At 32.5% G+C, this 16,965-nt stretch carries 14 protein-coding genes; 8 read left to right on the forward strand and 6 right to left on the reverse strand.

What is annotated here, in order from left to right:
• The first annotated feature begins 26 nt into the window (after positions 1 to 26).
• Positions 27 to 2,924: a T9SS type A sorting domain-containing protein gene (locus NHF47_RS14445; protein WP_252765596.1), complete on the forward strand. Its 2,898-nt coding sequence runs from the start codon at positions 27 to 29 to the stop codon at positions 2,922 to 2,924.
• Positions 2,925 to 3,033: 109 nt separating this feature from the next.
• Positions 3,034 to 3,555, forward strand: coding sequence for a hypothetical protein (locus tag NHF47_RS14450; RefSeq protein ID WP_252765597.1), 522 nt, complete (start codon positions 3,034 to 3,036; stop codon positions 3,553 to 3,555).
• 81 nt (positions 3,556 to 3,636) lie between these two features.
• Here the strand turns inward: NHF47_RS14450 and dnaB are convergent, their stop codons facing one another.
• The 5 genes from dnaB to tgt form a co-directional block, all read right to left on the reverse strand.
• On the reverse strand, positions 3,637 to 5,184 hold the full coding sequence (gene dnaB, locus NHF47_RS14455) for a replicative DNA helicase (protein WP_140999505.1): 1,548 nt from the start codon (positions 5,182 to 5,184) through the stop codon (positions 3,637 to 3,639).
• 153 nt (positions 5,185 to 5,337) lie between these two features.
• Positions 5,338 to 6,291, reverse strand: coding sequence for an acetyl-CoA carboxylase carboxyltransferase subunit alpha (locus tag NHF47_RS14460; protein ID WP_140999504.1), 954 nt, complete (start codon positions 6,289 to 6,291; stop codon positions 5,338 to 5,340).
• A 50-nt stretch (positions 6,292 to 6,341) separates the two neighbouring features.
• Positions 6,342 to 7,253: a DMT family transporter gene (locus NHF47_RS14465; RefSeq protein WP_252765598.1), complete on the reverse strand. Its 912-nt coding sequence runs from the start codon at positions 7,251 to 7,253 to the stop codon at positions 6,342 to 6,344.
• Positions 7,240 to 8,319, reverse strand: coding sequence for an LptF/LptG family permease (locus NHF47_RS14470; protein WP_252765599.1), 1,080 nt, complete (start codon positions 8,317 to 8,319; stop codon positions 7,240 to 7,242). The genes NHF47_RS14465 and NHF47_RS14470 overlap by 14 nt, the downstream gene beginning before the upstream one ends.
• Before the next feature lie 13 nt (positions 8,320 to 8,332).
• A complete protein-coding gene (tgt, locus tag NHF47_RS14475) occupies positions 8,333 to 9,463 on the reverse strand; it encodes a tRNA guanosine(34) transglycosylase Tgt (protein WP_140999501.1) in 1,131 nt (376 codons plus the stop codon).
• Between the two features lie 180 nt (positions 9,464 to 9,643).
• Here tgt and NHF47_RS14480 point away from each other — a divergent pair, with 180 nt between their 5' ends.
• The 6 genes from NHF47_RS14480 to NHF47_RS14505 all read left to right on the forward strand — a co-directional run bounded on the left by NHF47_RS14480 (position 9,644) and on the right by NHF47_RS14505 (position 15,798).
• Positions 9,644 to 9,922 carry a hypothetical protein gene (locus tag NHF47_RS14480; protein ID WP_252765600.1) on the forward strand — a complete coding sequence of 93 codons (279 nt, stop codon included), beginning with the start codon at positions 9,644 to 9,646 and terminating at the stop codon, positions 9,920 to 9,922.
• A 12-nt stretch (positions 9,923 to 9,934) separates the two neighbouring features.
• Positions 9,935 to 11,317 carry an NAD-dependent succinate-semialdehyde dehydrogenase gene (locus tag NHF47_RS14485; RefSeq protein ID WP_252765601.1) on the forward strand — a complete coding sequence of 461 codons (1,383 nt, stop codon included), beginning with the start codon at positions 9,935 to 9,937 and terminating at the stop codon, positions 11,315 to 11,317.
• 98 nt (positions 11,318 to 11,415) lie between these two features.
• Complete coding sequence (locus tag NHF47_RS14490; protein WP_252765602.1) at positions 11,416 to 13,059, forward strand: glycosyltransferase family 39 protein; 1,644 nt, start codon at positions 11,416 to 11,418, stop codon at positions 13,057 to 13,059.
• Positions 13,060 to 13,062: 3 nt separating this feature from the next.
• Complete coding sequence (locus tag NHF47_RS14495) at positions 13,063 to 13,782, forward strand: glycosyltransferase family 2 protein (protein ID WP_252765603.1); 720 nt, start codon at positions 13,063 to 13,065, stop codon at positions 13,780 to 13,782.
• 144 nt (positions 13,783 to 13,926) lie between these two features.
• Entirely contained in the window at positions 13,927 to 14,775 is an 849-nt protein-coding gene (locus NHF47_RS14500) for a transketolase (RefSeq protein WP_252765604.1), read from the forward strand.
• A 69-nt stretch (positions 14,776 to 14,844) separates the two neighbouring features.
• On the forward strand, positions 14,845 to 15,798 hold the full coding sequence (locus tag NHF47_RS14505; RefSeq protein ID WP_252765605.1) for a transketolase family protein: 954 nt from the start codon (positions 14,845 to 14,847) through the stop codon (positions 15,796 to 15,798).
• Between the two features lie 76 nt (positions 15,799 to 15,874).
• Here NHF47_RS14505 and NHF47_RS14510 read toward each other — a convergent pair whose 3' ends face one another.
• Entirely contained in the window at positions 15,875 to 16,891 is a 1,017-nt protein-coding gene (locus NHF47_RS14510) for an FKBP-type peptidyl-prolyl cis-trans isomerase (RefSeq protein WP_252765606.1), read from the reverse strand.
• Between the last annotated feature and the right edge of the window lie 74 nt (positions 16,892 to 16,965).

Consider the following 16,965-nt stretch of genomic DNA (forward strand, 5'->3'; position numbering starts at 1 on the left):
TAAAAATTAACACAAAAATGACTAATATGAAACAAAAAATTACTTTACTCTTATTTATGATTTCTTTTCTATCTTGGGAAGGAAATGCACAAACTCAGTTTTGGAGCGATACATTTGAAGATGTAGGTGCCCCTAGCAGTGGTACTCGTACACCTGAAAATGATGGCGGTGGAGTTTTTTCAACACCTTACCCATCTTATTTTGCAAGAGTGACTAATAGTGATATTGACCTTTTCTTTGGAAGTTATTCAGGTCAAGAAGGTAGTAAATTCTGGGCAGCAGAAGATAATGACGGAGCTTTTGGGTCAGGTAATGAAGAACAACAAATTGATTTCACAAATATTAATATTTCAGGAAAAACAGGCTTGTCATTTAAAGGTTTATTTGCAGCAAATAATCAAAATGCAGCTTTTGAATCACTTGCATTTGGATTTACTCATTCCGATTATATTATTGTTGAATACCAAATCGATGGTGGTCCTTATGTACCATTGATTCGGTTTTTTGCTAACAACAGTGTAGGTACAGGAGTAAATAATAAATCACTTGCTGAAGAGCTAAGTGGAGATGAAATCGGAGAAGGAACAATCCTTACTACTTCATTTGGAGAATTTACAAAAACAATTCCTGCAACAGGAACAATTCTTAACCTTAGAATTCGAGTATTTACTAATGGTGGTAGTGAAGAAATTGCATTTGATAATTTTCGTTTATTTGAAGCTCCAGTATGTACTAATCCAACTGTACCAACTTTAGCAGCATCTGCGAATCCAGTATGTAATAGTGCTTCTACTACTTTAAATATTACAGGTACTTTAAATGATGCTACACAATGGGCAATATATACTGGTTCTTGCGGCGGAAGTTTAGTTGGAACTACTGCTACTTCTACTTTTGTGGTTACTCCAACAGGACCAAGTACAACCTATTATGTTAGAGGTGAAGGTGGTTGTGTAACCCCTGGAAGTTGTGGATCTATAACTATTAATGTTAGCACAGTATCTCTTACACCTTCTTCACAAACAAATGTTGCTTGTAATGGTGGTGCTAATGGTGCGGCATCGGTAAACGTTGCAACTGGTGGTGTGGGACCTTATACATATAATTGGACACCAGGTAACCCGACGGGTGATGGAACCACTTCTGTAACAGGATTAACAGCTGGAACTTGGACATGTACCGTAACGGATGCAAACGGCTGTACAGCTTCACAGAACTTTACAATTACACAACCTACAGCTTTATCATTAACTCCAGCTTCTCAAACGAATGTTGCTTGTAATGGTGGTGCTAATGGTGCGGCAGCTGTAAATGCTGCAACTGGTGGTGCTGGTGGTTATACTTATAATTGGACGCCTGGTAATCCTATTGGTGACGGGACAACTTCTGTTACAGGTTTAACGGCAGGAACTTGGACATGTACCGTAACGGACGCTAACGGTTGTACCACTTCTCAAAACTTTACAATTACGCAACCAACAGCTTTATCATTAACTCCAGCTTCACAAACGAATGTTGCTTGTAATGGCGGTGCTAATGGTGCGGCAGCTGTAAATGTTGCAACTGGTGGTGCTGGTGGTTATACTTATAATTGGACACCTGGTAATCCTATTGGTGACGGGACAACTTCAGTAACAGGATTGACAGCTGGAACTTGGACCTGTACCGTTACTGACGCTAATGGATGTACTGCTTCACAAAACTTTACAATTACGCAACCTACTGCTTTATCGTTAACTCCTTCTTCTCAAACGAATGTAGCATGTAACGGAGGTGCTAATGGTGCAGCAGCTGTGAATACTGCAACTGGCGGTGCTGGTGGATATACTTATAATTGGACTCCAGGTAACCCAACGGGTGACGGCACTCCTTCTGTAACCGGATTAACTGCTGGAACTTGGACGTGTACCGTAACAGATGCAAATGCTTGTACTACTTCGGTAAACTTTACAATTACGCAACCAACTGCTTTATCATTAACTCCTTCTTCTCAAACGAATGTAGCATGTAACGGAGGTGCTAACGGTGCTGCAGCTGTGAATACTGCAACTGGCGGTGCTGGTGGATATACTTATAATTGGACGCCTGGTAACCCAACAGGTGATGGGACTCCTTCTGTAACAGGATTAACAGCAGGTACTTGGACGTGTACCGTAACGGACGCTAACGGTTGTACCACTTCTCAAAACTTTACAATTACACAACCAACAGCTTTATCATTAACTCCAGCTTCACAAACGAATGTTGCTTGTAATGGCGGTGCTAATGGTGCGGCAGCTGTAAATGTTGCAACTGGTGGTGCTGGTGGTTATACTTATAATTGGACACCTGGTAATCCTATTGGTGACGGGACAACTTCAGTAACAGGATTGACAGCTGGAACTTGGACGTGTACCGTAACGGACGCTAACGGTTGTACCACTTCTCAAAACTTTACAATTACGCAACCAACAGCAATTGACAATACAATTTCTGAAAACACAACAGGAATTCTAACAGCAAATGCTACAGATGCTGGTATGACATACCAATGGTATGAATGTCCAAATACACTATTAAATGGTGAAACCAATCAAGATTTTATACCTTCAAGCCTTGGAGATTATAAAGTTGTAATCACTTTCAATGGATGTACAGTAGAATCTGCTTGTTATACTGTTACAGCTTTAGACACTAAAGCATTTGAAAATGAAACTCAGTTTACGATTTATCCAAACCCAACAAACGGATTGGTAATTATTAAAACCAATACAAGTGGTGAATTTGTTATTGTAAACCAATTAGGTCAAACCATGAAAACATTCAATCTAAATTTAAATATTGAAAACATTATCAATGTAGAGAATTTAGCAGATGGCATCTATTTTATCAAAGGTTTATCGAGCAATCAAATTAAGGCTCAGAGACTTATAATTAAAAAATAATGATTACTTTTAACTTATGAAAATTTAAAAAGCGGTTGTTACGAATTTTCGTAGCAACCCTTTTTTTATTTTTTTTAGTATTACTGCATTAATAACCAATTCAAACATTATGGAAAGAAGAAATTTTGTTAAGAAAATGAGTGCCTTTACAACTGGGTCACTTTTATTATCTGGATCTAATTTATATTCATTTGAAAAAGAAAATGAAGTAGAACGTAATTCCATAGACTTGTCTCCTTTAATTTTTAATGATAGTGAAATCATTTTAAAAGGAAACTTTATAGATGTTGAAACTTTAGAAACGATTCAAGGGGTTTCTATGAAAACTAAAGTAAATAAAAACCGATTGTTCTCATTTAAAGAAACTATAGAATCAAAAAACGGTTCTTATGAAATTAAGACTGGTTTTTCAACTGTAGATAAAAAAGTAATTGAAAAAGTGACTGTTGAAATAACTGCTGAAGGTTACCAAACACTTTCAACTCAATTATACTTATCTCGATTAGGTTGCAATATACATTGTTCAATTTGGGACTATAATCCAAATTTAAAAATTGAGGATACTCCCAAAAACAGCTTACATGGTAATTATACAGTATCTAATTTCAATTTTCAACTAAAGAGAAATTAAAGGAAAAAGAATAAAAAAGAGGTTTCAAAATGGAAACCTCTTTTTTTATATAGCATATTCTTTTCTATTCTCCTTTTCTCATTAAAAAGGAACATCAGAATCATCATCATCGGAATTAAAACTACTTCCAAAAGCATCATTTGGTGATGGAAGATTAGGAGTTGCAAATGGATTTTGATCATCCAAATTCATTTTAGAAGGCAATTCGTCAAAAGGCGAACTGAAATCATCAAGATTGTCAAATTTACCCAAATTCCCCACAAATTTCAATCGGATATTATCCAATCCTCCATTTCTGTGCTTAGCTACAATAAATTCAGCCTGACCTTGAGTTGGAGTTCGTTCTTCATCATCCCACTCATCAATTTTATAATATTCTGGTCGATAAATGAATGATACTATATCCGCATCTTGCTCGATAGCTCCGGATTCTCTTAAATCAGAAAGTAAGGGTCTTTTACTTGAACCACGTGTTTCAACTGCACGAGATAACTGAGATAAAGCAATGACTGGAACATTTAATTCTTTTGCTAAAGCTTTTAAGTTTCTAGAAATAGTAGAAATTTCTTGCTCCCGATTTCCTCCTCCTTTTCCATTTCCTCCAGCAGTCATCAATTGAAGGTAATCAATAACTATCATTTTAATACCGTACTGAGAAGCCAAACGTCTGGCTTTGGCACGTAAATCAAAAATAGATAATGAAGGTGTGTCATCTATATACAAAGGTGCCTTTTCTAAATCTTTTACTTTTATAGATAATTGTTCCCATTCATGTTTTTCTAATTTACCAGTTCTTAATTTTTCAGAAGACAATCCGGTTTCAGAAGAAATCAAACGAGTAATCAACTGCACAGAAGACATTTCTAAAGAAAAAAATGCAACTGGCGCACCATAATCGATAGCCATATTTCGAGCCATAGATAGTGTAAAAGCGGTTTTACCCATACCAGGACGAGCTGCAACAATAATTAAATCGGAAGGTTGCCATCCTGAAGTTAATTTATCTAAGTCATGAAAACCAGTAGGCACACCACTAAGACCTTCTTTGCCTGCAATTTCTTCAATTCTTTTTTTGGCTTGAATAACCAAACTTTGAGCCGTTTCTGAACTCCTTTTGATGTTTCCTTGTGTTACTTCATATAATTTAGATTCTGCTTTATCCAACAAGTCGAATACATCTGTAGTTTCATCATAAGACTCTTCAATAATTTCACTTGAAATTTTGATCAAACTTCTTTGAATAAATTTCTGCAAAATAATTCTCGAATGAAATTCAATGTGAGCAGAAGAAGATATTTTTTGAGTTAGTTGAATTAAATAAAAATCCCCTCCAGCCAATTCCAATTTACCATTTTTCTTTAACTGTGCGGATACAGTTAATAAATCAATAGGCTGAGTATCATTAAATAATTCTACAATAGCTTCAAAAATATGTTTATGTGATTCTTTGTAAAAGGCATCGGGTTGCAAAATATCAATTACCTCATCAACTCCTTTCTTATCAATCATCATAGCACCTATTACAGCCTCTTCTAAATCAACAGCTTGAGGAGGAAGTTTCCCTTTCTCCAAGTTGATTATCGTGGTTTTATCCACTTTTAATGGGCTACTCTTTCTGATATTTTCCATAGCGCGAAGTTAACCAAAATTTAATTATTTCAATTTCTATTTGTTAATAGTCTAGTGTTAAAAACCTGTTCATAACCTTGTTATTTTTGTTTATAACACAAAAAAAATCCGAAACCCTTAAGCTTCGGACTTAAAATTTCAATTGGAAATGAATTATTCTTTAAATTCTCCCATTTTGCTATATTTATCCATACGCTGCATAATCAAATCTTCTGTTGATAACTCTTTCAATTCATTATACGCTTTTGTAATATATTTTTCTACTGTTTTAAAAGTAGTTTCTCTATCATGATGAGCTCCTCCTAGAGGTTCTGGAATAATATCATCAATCAATTTTTGTTTTTTCATATCAGTTGCCGTCAACTTCAAAGCTTCTGCAGCTTGCTCTTTATACTCCCAACTTCTCCATAAGATAGACGAACAAGATTCTGGAGAAATTACAGAATACCATGTATTTTCAAGCATAAATACTTTGTCTCCTACACCAATCCCTAAAGCACCACCTGAAGCACCTTCACCTACAATAACTGTAATAATTGGTACTTTAAGACGAATCATTTCTAAAATGTTTCTAGCAATAGCCTCACCTTGACCTCTTTCTTCAGCTTCTAATCCTGGATAAGCACCTGGAGTGTCTACTAAAGTAACTACAGGTATTCCAAATTTTTCAGCCATCTTCATCAGTCGCAATGCTTTTCGATAGCCTTCTGGATTTGCCATTCCAAAATTACGATATTGACGTGTTTTAGTATTATATCCTTTTTGTTGGCCAATAATCATATACGATTGACCATTAATTTTTCCTAAACCACCAACCATTGCTTTATCATCTTTAAAAGCACGGTCTCCGAAAAGCTCTAAGAAGGTATCACCACATAATGCCTTAATATGATCCATAGTATACGGACGATTAGGGTGTCTTGACATTTGAACACGTTGCCATGCTGTCAAATTTTTATATATATTCTTCTTAGTTTCTTCTAATTTTTTTTCAATCTGCTTGCATGTTTGCGTAACATCAACTTCAGATTCTTGACCTATGATAACACATTTATCTAACTGGTCTTCAAGTTCTTTGATAGGTAATTCAAAATCTAAATATTCCATTGGACTAAATTTTGGGTTTCGTTTGTCTTTACAAAGATAAAATATTCAAATTAATTAACGTTGTATTGACGTTGATTTAGTTTTCTTTTTTTATAATTTTTAACAACACCATTAGCAATAACTGTTGCCAAAATAATAGAGGCGCCTACATAAAACATAGAATTCATATGTTCGGAATCACTAAATATAAGTAACGCTAAAATTATACCATAAATCGGCTCTAAGTTAATGGTCAACATAACCGTAAAAGGACTTATGACTTTCATTACTTTAACAGAAGCCGAAAAAGCATAAGCAGTACATATTGATGAAAGTACCAGTAACCAAATTAAATCTTTAGTAGATAAAGAAAAAAATGCGGTATCAAACTTTTGAGTAAACAACATAATACAGCTCAAAAATAATACTCCAACACCTAATTCATAAAAAGAAATAATATTAGCATCATATTCTTTTGCATATTTACCATTAATTACTGAAAAAAGTGCTGATAAAAAAGCGGATGTTACAGCAAGATATATACCTGTTTTATATTGCGTTTCAACTTCAAAAATAATACTCAAACCTATTACTGTTATGATTCCAAATAAGACTTCATAACCCACCACCTTTCTTTTATATAAAATAGGTTCGATTAGAGAAGCAAAGAATGCTCCTGTAGATAAACAGGCTAAAGTGATCGAAATATTAGATACTTTTATAGCTTCATAAAAAGTAAACCAATGGGCCGCAATTATTATTCCTGACACTGCAAATCCTATAAAAGTTTTTAGAGGAACCTTTAAAGCTTGCTTTTTAAATACGATAAATAGTATTATAAAAATTGTCGCAAAAAACATACGATACCACACTAAATCTAAAGCTTTTAGAGAGATTAACTTTCCCAATATAGCCGTAAATCCCCAAATAAATACAATTAAATGAAGATGTAAGTAATTTTTTAAATAGTTACCTTTTTGCATTGCGTAATAAATAAAAGGCTAATGTACCAAATACTATATTCGGTATCCAAACCGCTAATAATGGAGAAAAATCAGAATTTTCAGCTATTGTACCAAAAACTTTATCAAAAAATATAAATGTAAATGCAATTACTATTCCAATAGCTAAATTAACACCCATTCCTCCTCTTCTTTTCATTGAAGATACGGCTACAGCAATAATCGTTAAAATAAAGGCAGAAACAGGCAAACTGTACTTTTTATATAAAACTACTAAATACGCATTAATCCTAGTATTCCCTTTTTCTTTCTCTTTATTTATAAAAGTATAGAGCTCACCAATTGTCATCGTTTCTGCAATGTAAAACACGGGCGTTAATTCGTCAGGTTCAAAGCTAAATTGCACCTCTTTTTTATCTAAAGCTTCTAATTTGTCATTATTTTGACCAACCGTTCGCTTTAAATAATTAAAAAGTGAATATTTTTTAGTCTTTTCATCATATTTAATACGATTAGATGTAATTTTTTCTATGAGCTTATTCCCTTTAAATTTTTCATATGTAAAATTAAATCCTGTTTTAGACAAAAAATTATAATTACTAATATAAATATATTCTCCATCACCAATTTGTCTAAATATATCTTGGGTTTCCATTGTTTTATAACTATTTCCCCTCAAATAAGTATTTCTAAAATCTAAAAAACCTTTACTAGCTTTAGGAACTAAGAAAAATCCCATTAATAAAGCGAAAATACAAACAATGGTTGCTCCCATTAGAAAAGGACGCAAAAAACGCTGAAAAGAGATGCCAGAACTTAAAATGGCAATAATTTCAGTATTATTCGCCAACTTAGAAGTGAACCAAATAACCGATAAAAAAAGAAAAATTGGAAATAATAAATTAGCAAAATAAACTATAAAATCCCCATAATAGACAACAATTTCATTAAAAGGAGCTTTCCTTTCAATCATTCTGTTTACTTTTTCTGAAACATCAATAACAATCCCAATTGGAATGAATAAAAGTAACATTACAGAAAATGTAACCAAATAACGTTTTAAAATATATTTGTCTATTAATTTCATTTTGTAATTTGCTTTATAATCGTTGACTCATTTGAATAACCATCTTATCTTTCCATTCTCTAAAAGTACCCGCAAGAATTTGTCTTCTCGCTTCACGAACTAACCACATATAGAACCCTAAATTATGAATGGTTGCAATTTGCTTTCCTAAAAATTCATTAGCAGCAAATAAGTGTCTTAAATAGGCTTTTGAATATTCTAAATCTACCCAAGTATGTCCCATTTCATCAATGGGTGAAAAATCAGCCTCCCATTTTTTATTTTTAATATTGATGGAACCGTTTGCCGTAAATAACATTCCATTTCTAGCGTTTCTGGTTGGCATTACACAATCGAACATATCGATTCCTAAGGCTATATTTTCTAGAATATTTATGGGTGTACCAACTCCCATTAAATACCTTGGTTTCTCTTCAGGTAAAATTGCAGTAACAACTTCAGTCATGGCATACATCTCTTCAGCTGGTTCTCCTACAGATAATCCTCCAATAGCATTTCCTTGTGCACCAGCATTCGCTATATATTCAGCAGATTGTTCTCGCAAGTCTTTATATGTGCTTCCTTGAACTATTGGAAAAAAAGTTTGTTCATACCCATATTTAAAAGGCAACTTATCTAAATGAGTAATACATCTGTCTAACCAACGATGCGTCATGTGCATCGAACGTTTCGCATATCGGTAATCACAGGGGTATGGTGTACATTCGTCAAAAGCCATAATAATATCTGCTCCAATAGTACGTTGAATTTCCATTACATTTTCAGGAGAAAAGAAATGATAGGAACCATCAATATGAGATTTAAATTTCACACCTTCTTCTTTAATTTTCCTATTCGAAGACAGTGAATATACTTGATAACCACCTGAATCGGTTAAAATATTTCTATCCCAATTCATAAACTTATGCAAACCTCCAGCTTTTTCTAAAATATCTGTTTGTGGTCGTAAATATAAATGATAGGTATTCCCTAAAATAATATCTGGATTAATATCGTTTTTTAATTCTCTTTGGTGCACCCCTTTCACCGATGCTACTGTTCCAACTGGCATAAAAATAGGTGTCTCAATAACACCATGATCAGTTGTAATTTTTCCAGCTCTTGCTTTACTTTTTGGGTCTTTACTTAATAATTCAAACTTCATATAAAAATTTTACAGGGCAAATATAATTGTTTTCCAAACTAAGATTTATAATTTATACTATTATTTAACAGATATAAACAGAAATCACATCATAATTATAGAAGATTTGACAAAAAATATGTAACTTAAAAAACTTAAAAAAGTAGGAACTTTGTGATAAACTTATTTAAATATTCTATCATGAAAAATATAAAAAATCCAAAAGAAAATGAAATTGAGTCTAATTTAAAAGATTTGAATTACCCTGCATCTGAAGACATCTTTAATCAAGACAAAAAAGAAATAGATGTGGATCCAGAAGACACTTCTAAAGTTAAAAAAAATCCTCAACCTGTTGATAAAACTGTAGCTTTAGGTTCTGATTTAGATGTTCCAGGAGCTTCCTTAGATGATCAACAAGAAGCCATTGGAAGTGAAGACGAAGAAAACAATTACTATAGTCAAGCTGACACTAAATAAAACTAATTAATGATGTCAATAAAATCAATCAATCCTTTTTCATTAGAAGTTTTAAAAACATTTGACGAAATGACTAATGAACAAATTGATCATGCACTTGAAAAAGCACATTCCACTTTTTTAAAATGGAAAACAACCAGTTACGATGAAAGAGCCACTATTTTGAACAAAGTAGGGGCTATTTTACGTTCCAAAAAAACAGAATTATCCAAATTAATTACCTTAGAAATGGGAAAACTTTTAGCACAAGCTGAAAGTGAAATTGATTATGCAGCTTCTATATTTGAATATTATGCTAAACATGGAGAAGCATTCTTGAAAGATGAAAAAATACAGGTTGATTCAGGTGAAGCTTATATAAAAAAGTCTCCAATTGGTGTTTTATTAGGGGTTGAACCATGGAACTTTCCATTTTATCAAGTTGCGCGATTTGCTGCACCAAATATAATGATTGGGAATACCATTGTATTAAAACATGCCTCAATTGTACCTCAATGTGCGAAAGCTATTGAAGATATTTTCAAAGAAGCTGGTGCACCTGAAGGAATATATATCAATTTATTTGTAAGAGGTTCGAAAGTGACTAAACTTATTGCTGATAAACGTATTCAAGGAGCCTCTTTAACAGGAAGTGAAAAAGCAGGATCTGAATTAGCCATGATGGCAGGAAAATATATTAAAAAATCGGTATTAGAGTTAGGTGGAAGTGATCCATTTATTGTTTTAGAAGATGCCGATATCGAAAGAACCGTTTCTTTAGCTATAAAAGGAAGAACAGTTAACAACGGACAAAGCTGTATTGCTGCCAAACGATTTATTGTGATGGAAAAAATAGCTTCCGAATTTTTAACTCAATTTAAAGCTGCCATGGGCAAGTTAAAACTTGGAAACCCTTTAGATACTGATACTGAATTAGGTCCTTTATCTAGTGAAGATGCACTTGAAACTATCTTAAAACAAGTAGAAACTGCTGTATCAGAAGGTGCTAAAATTGAAATTGGTGGAAAAAGAGCGAACCAAAAAGGAGCTTTTATAGAGCCTACCATTATTAGTCATATAACGCCAAAAATGAAAATCTATAAAGAAGAGCTTTTTGGACCAGTTGCTAGTTTTTATGTTGTGAAAACCGTAGAAGAAGCCATAGCTTTAGCGAATGATACTGAATTTGGTTTAGGAGGTTCTGTATTTACTAAAGATATTGAAAAAGGGAAGGAAATTGCGCATCAAATTGATTCTGGAATGGTTTTTATTAATCATCCAACTAAATCTTCGGTGGAACTTCCATTTGGTGGAACCAAAAAATCTGGTTATGGAAGAGAAATGTCACCGTTAGGTATTGATGAATTCGTAAATAAAAAATTAATTCGCGTTCTTAAAGAAGGTGAAAGCTTATAAAGAATTTCTTTCATAAATTTTAATTAAAGTAAAATTCAAAAAACATAAAATACAATCCTTTTTTTATTTGTTTCTTTGCAACATAACAATTGTATTTTATGTTTTCTTTTTTGAAGTCGTTTACCAAATTTGAAAAAATCATTCTTCTAACGATATTCGTTGTATATATACACAACTTGTTTTTAGATGTTATGGCTGTAGATGCAGCACAATATGCAGGAATTTCAGCTGAAATGGCTCAAACCAATTCCTATTTAGAAGTCAAAGAATTTGGAAAGGATTATTTAGATAAACCTCCATTATTGTTTTGGCTCTCAAGTGCTAGTATAAAGATATTTGGTAGTTCAAATTTTGCTTACAAACTACCTTCTTTTCTATTTTTACTGTTTTCCTTGTATGCTTTATACCGCTTTTGTATCCTTTATTATACTCTAAAAATAGCCAAATATGCCTTACTTATATTAGCAACTTCTCAAGCTTATTTTTTAATGACCAATGATGTACGAACAGACGCCATTTTAACCTCTTGTGTTATTATTAGTTGTTGGTTATTTGGACTGTATTTCTCTTTTGGAAAAATAAAACATCTCATTTTTGCTTCTCTATTTATAGGATTTGCTATGTTAGCGAAAGGCCCAATTGGATTGGTTGCCATATTATTTCCTGTTGGCATACATCTTATTTACAAAAAAGAATGGAAACAACTATTTTCATTTCAATGGCTTCTAGTAGTACTTATTATCGCTTTAGTATTATTTCCCATGTCTTATGGTTTGTACCATCAATTTGATTTACAACCCGATAAAATCACAAATGGAATCAAAGGACAAAAAGGATTGTATTTCTTTTATTGGTTGCAAAGTTTCGGAAGAATTACTGGAGAAAATATTTGGAACAACAATACTCCTTGGCATTTCTTTATAGGAACTAGTCTATGGGACTTTTTCCCATGGTTTTTTCCTTTACTATTTGCAGTATACTTTAAGATAAAACAATTATTTTTTGATAAAAAAGCAAGTCCTGAAATTATCAGTTTTGTTGGTTTTACCGCTTTATTTTTCTTTTTATCACTATCTAAATACAAATTACCACATTATGTTTTTGTGACCTTCCCTTTTGCAGCTATTTTAGTTGCTGAATATCTATCCAAAATTTCAATAAAAAGCATGAAAAATTGGATTGTAGTGAATGTAATTTTCGGCTATATAATTTTGGCACTCCTTATTATATATCCTATTCTTTTTTTTAAAGAAAATTATTATTTAATAATTATTCTAATACTATTACAAATACTCATTCTTTTCTTTTTTAGAAAAAAACCAGAAGATTTTATCATACAATACATTAGTCCCGTACTTATTTTAAATGTATTTATGTCCTTTATATTTTATCCAAAATTAGTCACTTTCCAATCGGATGCTATGGCCGCAAAATGGATGAAAGAAAATCATCCTTTAGAAAAAGTAGCGTTATATAATAAACCTTCACATCTATTTAATTTTTATTCCCAAAACCCATTTAACAAAGTTATAGATAAAGAGAAATTAAAAAAGTACAACGAAAAGATTTGGCTCTATGTTAATGAAGAAGATTTAAAAGACATCGAAAATTCCAATTTGAAAATAATTTCAAAAAAAACATTTAATCAATATCGTATCACCATTTTAAAACTCAATTTTTTATTAGAAAATAAGAGAAAAGAGGTTTTAAATTACCGATATTTAATCCAAATAGATCAATAAAAAATGGAAAAACTATCCATTATTATTCCGGCATACAATGAAGAGCACACCATTCATCTTATTTTAGATAAAATTAAAGATGTTTACTTACTAGGTTCCATAGAGAAGGAAATTATTATTGTGAATGATTGTTCCTCAGACAATACAGAACGCGTCATTCAAAATTATAAAGAGCAAAATCCTGAGGTAACACTTCAATATTATACCCATGAGAACAATATGGGTAAGGGAGCTGCCTTACACACAGGAATACAAAAAGCTACAGGTACTTATATCATTATTCAGGATGCCGACCTAGAATATGATCCACAAGAGTACAATATACTTTTAAAACCTATAGTTGAAGGTTTTGCTGATGTAGTTTATGGCTCACGATTTATAGGAGGAAAACCCCACCGAATTTTATTCTTTTGGCACACCATTGGAAATAAATTTTTAACTTTTGTCTCCAATATGTTTACCAATCTCAATTTAACAGATATGGAAACTTGTTATAAAATTTTTAGATCTGAAATCCTCAAAAACATGCATTTAAGAGAAAAAAGATTTGGCTTTGAGCCAGAAATTACTGCAAAAATTGCGCGAATATCCAATATTAGAATATATGAAGTAGGTATTTCTTATTATGGCAGAACTTATCAAGAAGGCAAGAAAATATCATGGAAAGATGGTTTTAGAGCCTTATATTGTATTTTAAAATATGCTATTTTAAGAATTAACTAATTGAACAACAAAGACTATAATCCTATTTTTCAACACTATAAGTTGCATTTTATTGTAGATAACTTTTGAAAAGTCCTCTCTATTCTCTTGAAATTAATAATAATAATCTACTTATATTTGTGCTTTTAAATTTTAACATTAAAAATGAAACCAAACACACAACAACTACAAGAATTAACAGTTCAAGTAAGAAGAGACATTTTACGAATGGTACATGCTGTAAATTCAGGCCATCCTGGAGGATCATTAGGCTGTACAGAATTTTTTGTAACCCTCTATCAACATCTTATGAATCGAAAAGAAGGCTTCGATATGGATGGCAAAAACGAGGATGTTTTCTTCCTTTCAAACGGACATATTTCACCAGTTTTTTACAGTGTTTTAGCTAGAAGCGGTTATTTTCCAGTTAGCGAATTAGCCACTTTTAGATTATTAAACTCGAGATTACAAGGCCATCCAACTACGCATGAAGGCTTACCAGGAATTCGAATGGCTTCTGGATCATTAGGACAAGGATTAAGTGTTGCATTAGGTGCTGCTCAAGCAAAAAAACTAAATAAAGATTTAAATTTAGTATATGCACTTTTAGGTGATGGAGAACTACAAGAGGGGCAAAATTGGGAAGCTATTATGTATGCAGCTGCTAAAAAAGTAGACAATATAATTGCAACTGTTGATCTTAATGGACAACAAATCGATGGCTCTACTGATGAAGTTTTGAACATGGGAAGTGTGAAAGCTAAATTTGAAGCTTTTGGCTGGGATGTCCTAGATATTAAAGAAGGGAACAATATTGATGCCATTATTGCCGGAATGACAGATGCAAAATCAAGAACAGGTAAAGGAAAACCTGTATGTGTTTTATTACATACTGAAATGGGTAACGGAGTAGATTTTATGATGCATACACATGCATGGCATGGCAAAGCTCCAAATGACGAGCAATTAGCAAATGCTTTAGCACAAAACCCAGAAACTTTAGGTGATTATTAATAATGTAAGTTTTATATAGATAAGCAGTACAACTTATTTATACCATTTACAGCATACAGCAAAATTAAAATGAAAAAATATACAAATACAGGAAATAAAGACACTCGTTCAGGATTTGGCGCAGGACTAACTGAATTAGGTCAAAAAAATGAAAATGTAGTGGCACTTTGCGCAGATTTAATTGGTTCTTTAAAAATGGATGATTTCAAAAAAAATCACCCAGAACGTTTCTTTCAAGTAGGAATTGCAGAAGCCAATATGATGGGAATTGCTGCTGGTTTAACAATTGGTGGAAAAATTCCTTTTACAGGTACATTTGCTAATTTCTCAACAGGTAGAGTGTACGACCAAATTCGTCAATCTATTGCTTATTCCGATAAAAACGTAAAAATCTGTGCATCTCACGCTGGTTTAACTTTAGGAGAAGATGGTGCAACGCATCAAATTTTAGAAGATATTGGTTTAATGAAAATGTTGCCTGGCATGGTCGTAATTAATCCTTGTGATTACAACCAAACTAAGGCAGCAACTATTGCAATTGCAGACCACCACGGACCTGTTTATTTACGTTTTGGAAGACCAAGTGTTGCTAATTTCACTCCAGAAAATGAACCTTTCGTAATTGGAAAAGCAATTCTTTTAAATGAAGGTTCTGATGTAACTATAGTAGCAACTGGACATTTGGTTTGGGAAGCATTAATTGCAGCTGAAAAATTAGAAGAGCAAGGTATTTCAGCAGAAGTGATCAATATTCACACTATAAAACCATTAGATGAAGAAGCAATTTTAAAATCGGTTGCTAAAACAGGTTGTATTGTAACAGCTGAAGAACACAATGTTTTAGGAGGTTTAGGAGAAAGTGTTTCTAGAACTTTAGTATTAAACAATCCTGCTCCACAAGAATTTGTAGCTGTAAATGACAGTTTTGGTGAAAGTGGAACTCCTGCTCAATTAATGGAAAAATATGGTTTAAATGCCGACGCTATAATTAAAGCTGCTAAAAAAGCTATAAATAGAAAATAATTATCTAAATAATTTATTTAAAACAAAAATGGCTCAATTTACATTGAGCCATTTTTATATTTATATGATTTAACCTTTACTGACAGGAAGGATCTAGATGTTTTCTTAATCTAGTTGGAGTTGTATAATCACCTGAACAACTTGGAATTGCTTTTAATTCTGTTTCATCTATATTAGTCGTTGAAGGATCATCAGCAATTGGATTAAATGGATAATAAGCTAATATCCCAGATTCCCCAATAGGCTTTTTAATCTCTGTTTTTGTCACTACACCATCACCATCATCATCAATATCTAGAAAATTAGGTATTTTGTCTCCATCTGAATCATCATTATAAAAATCTCCATCTCCGTTTAAATCTTCATTATTACTTTTAATTCTATCGCGATCATGGTCATTTTCTTTCCTGTAGAATAATTTAATTTGAAAAGCAAGCGGACTATAACTTGCCCCACCAATTACACCATTAAAATAAGCCAACCCTGAAGGTATAAACACAATAACGTTACCGTAATTTTGATGAACAACTACTCCATTGCCATTTAAAGAAGAAGATTCTTCTGTCTTTATCTTAGTCAACACTTGTCTATAACCAGAAATTGAAAGTGGGTCAAAAGCTGTCGTTTGAGGATAAGTAAACCAAATACCTTGATTGTTTTGGTCGAAAACTTCATTACTTAAATTCCATCCTTTGTAAGCCGTAAAAACAGAATCCACATGAGTAGGATTAACTCCTCCTCCTTCATTTAACACAATGTAGTACAATTTATAATCTACCACATCTGCAGAAACACCATCAGTAAAATTTGAAGTTCTTACATCATTTTTAACCGTTATGAATTGAACTGGGTAAGCGGTATCATCCCAAATAGAAGTTTGACCTGCATCAATTTTTTTTACAGTTGCATTTAAATTAGCATCCAATTCTAAATAATTATCTTTTAAGTACGCTTCTATTTCTAAAATATCTTCATCATAAACTTCTTGCCTATCTCTTAAAACAACTTCATTTGAAGCGCCATCATCTTTCTTACAAGAAATCGTTCCACCTACTAAAACTAAAAAAATAATAATTCTTAAAATATTCTTCATTTTCATAAAATTTGAGTCGCAAGATACAATTTTCCTTTATTTTTGTACAAAAATTAACATTGATTTTTGAATCT

Source organism: Flavobacterium sp. NRK F7 (genome assembly GCF_024054195.1).
GTDB lineage: Bacteria > Bacteroidota > Bacteroidia > Flavobacteriales > Flavobacteriaceae > Flavobacterium.

Coding starts and splice junctions, on each gene's coding strand:
- NHF47_RS14445 (WP_252765596.1), top strand. CDS start 27: ATGAAACAAAAAATTACTTTACTCTTATTTATGATTTCTTTTCTATCT.
- NHF47_RS14450 (WP_252765597.1), top strand. CDS start 3,034: ATGGAAAGAAGAAATTTTGTTAAGAAAATGAGTGCCTTTACAACTGGG.
- dnaB (WP_140999505.1), bottom strand. CDS start 5,184: ATGGAAAATATCAGAAAGAGTAGCCCATTAAAAGTGGATAAAACCACG.
- NHF47_RS14460 (WP_140999504.1), bottom strand. CDS start 6,291: ATGGAATATTTAGATTTTGAATTACCTATCAAAGAACTTGAAGACCAG.
- NHF47_RS14465 (WP_252765598.1), bottom strand. CDS start 7,253: ATGCAAAAAGGTAACTATTTAAAAAATTACTTACATCTTCATTTAATT.
- NHF47_RS14470 (WP_252765599.1), bottom strand. CDS start 8,319: ATGAAATTAATAGACAAATATATTTTAAAACGTTATTTGGTTACATTT.
- tgt (WP_140999501.1), bottom strand. CDS start 9,463: ATGAAGTTTGAATTATTAAGTAAAGACCCAAAAAGTAAAGCAAGAGCT.
- NHF47_RS14480 (WP_252765600.1), top strand. CDS start 9,644: ATGAAAAATATAAAAAATCCAAAAGAAAATGAAATTGAGTCTAATTTA.
- NHF47_RS14485 (WP_252765601.1), top strand. CDS start 9,935: ATGTCAATAAAATCAATCAATCCTTTTTCATTAGAAGTTTTAAAAACA.
- NHF47_RS14490 (WP_252765602.1), top strand. CDS start 11,416: ATGTTTTCTTTTTTGAAGTCGTTTACCAAATTTGAAAAAATCATTCTT.
- NHF47_RS14495 (WP_252765603.1), top strand. CDS start 13,063: ATGGAAAAACTATCCATTATTATTCCGGCATACAATGAAGAGCACACC.
- NHF47_RS14500 (WP_252765604.1), top strand. CDS start 13,927: ATGAAACCAAACACACAACAACTACAAGAATTAACAGTTCAAGTAAGA.
- NHF47_RS14505 (WP_252765605.1), top strand. CDS start 14,845: ATGAAAAAATATACAAATACAGGAAATAAAGACACTCGTTCAGGATTT.
- NHF47_RS14510 (WP_252765606.1), bottom strand. CDS start 16,891: ATGAAGAATATTTTAAGAATTATTATTTTTTTAGTTTTAGTAGGTGGA.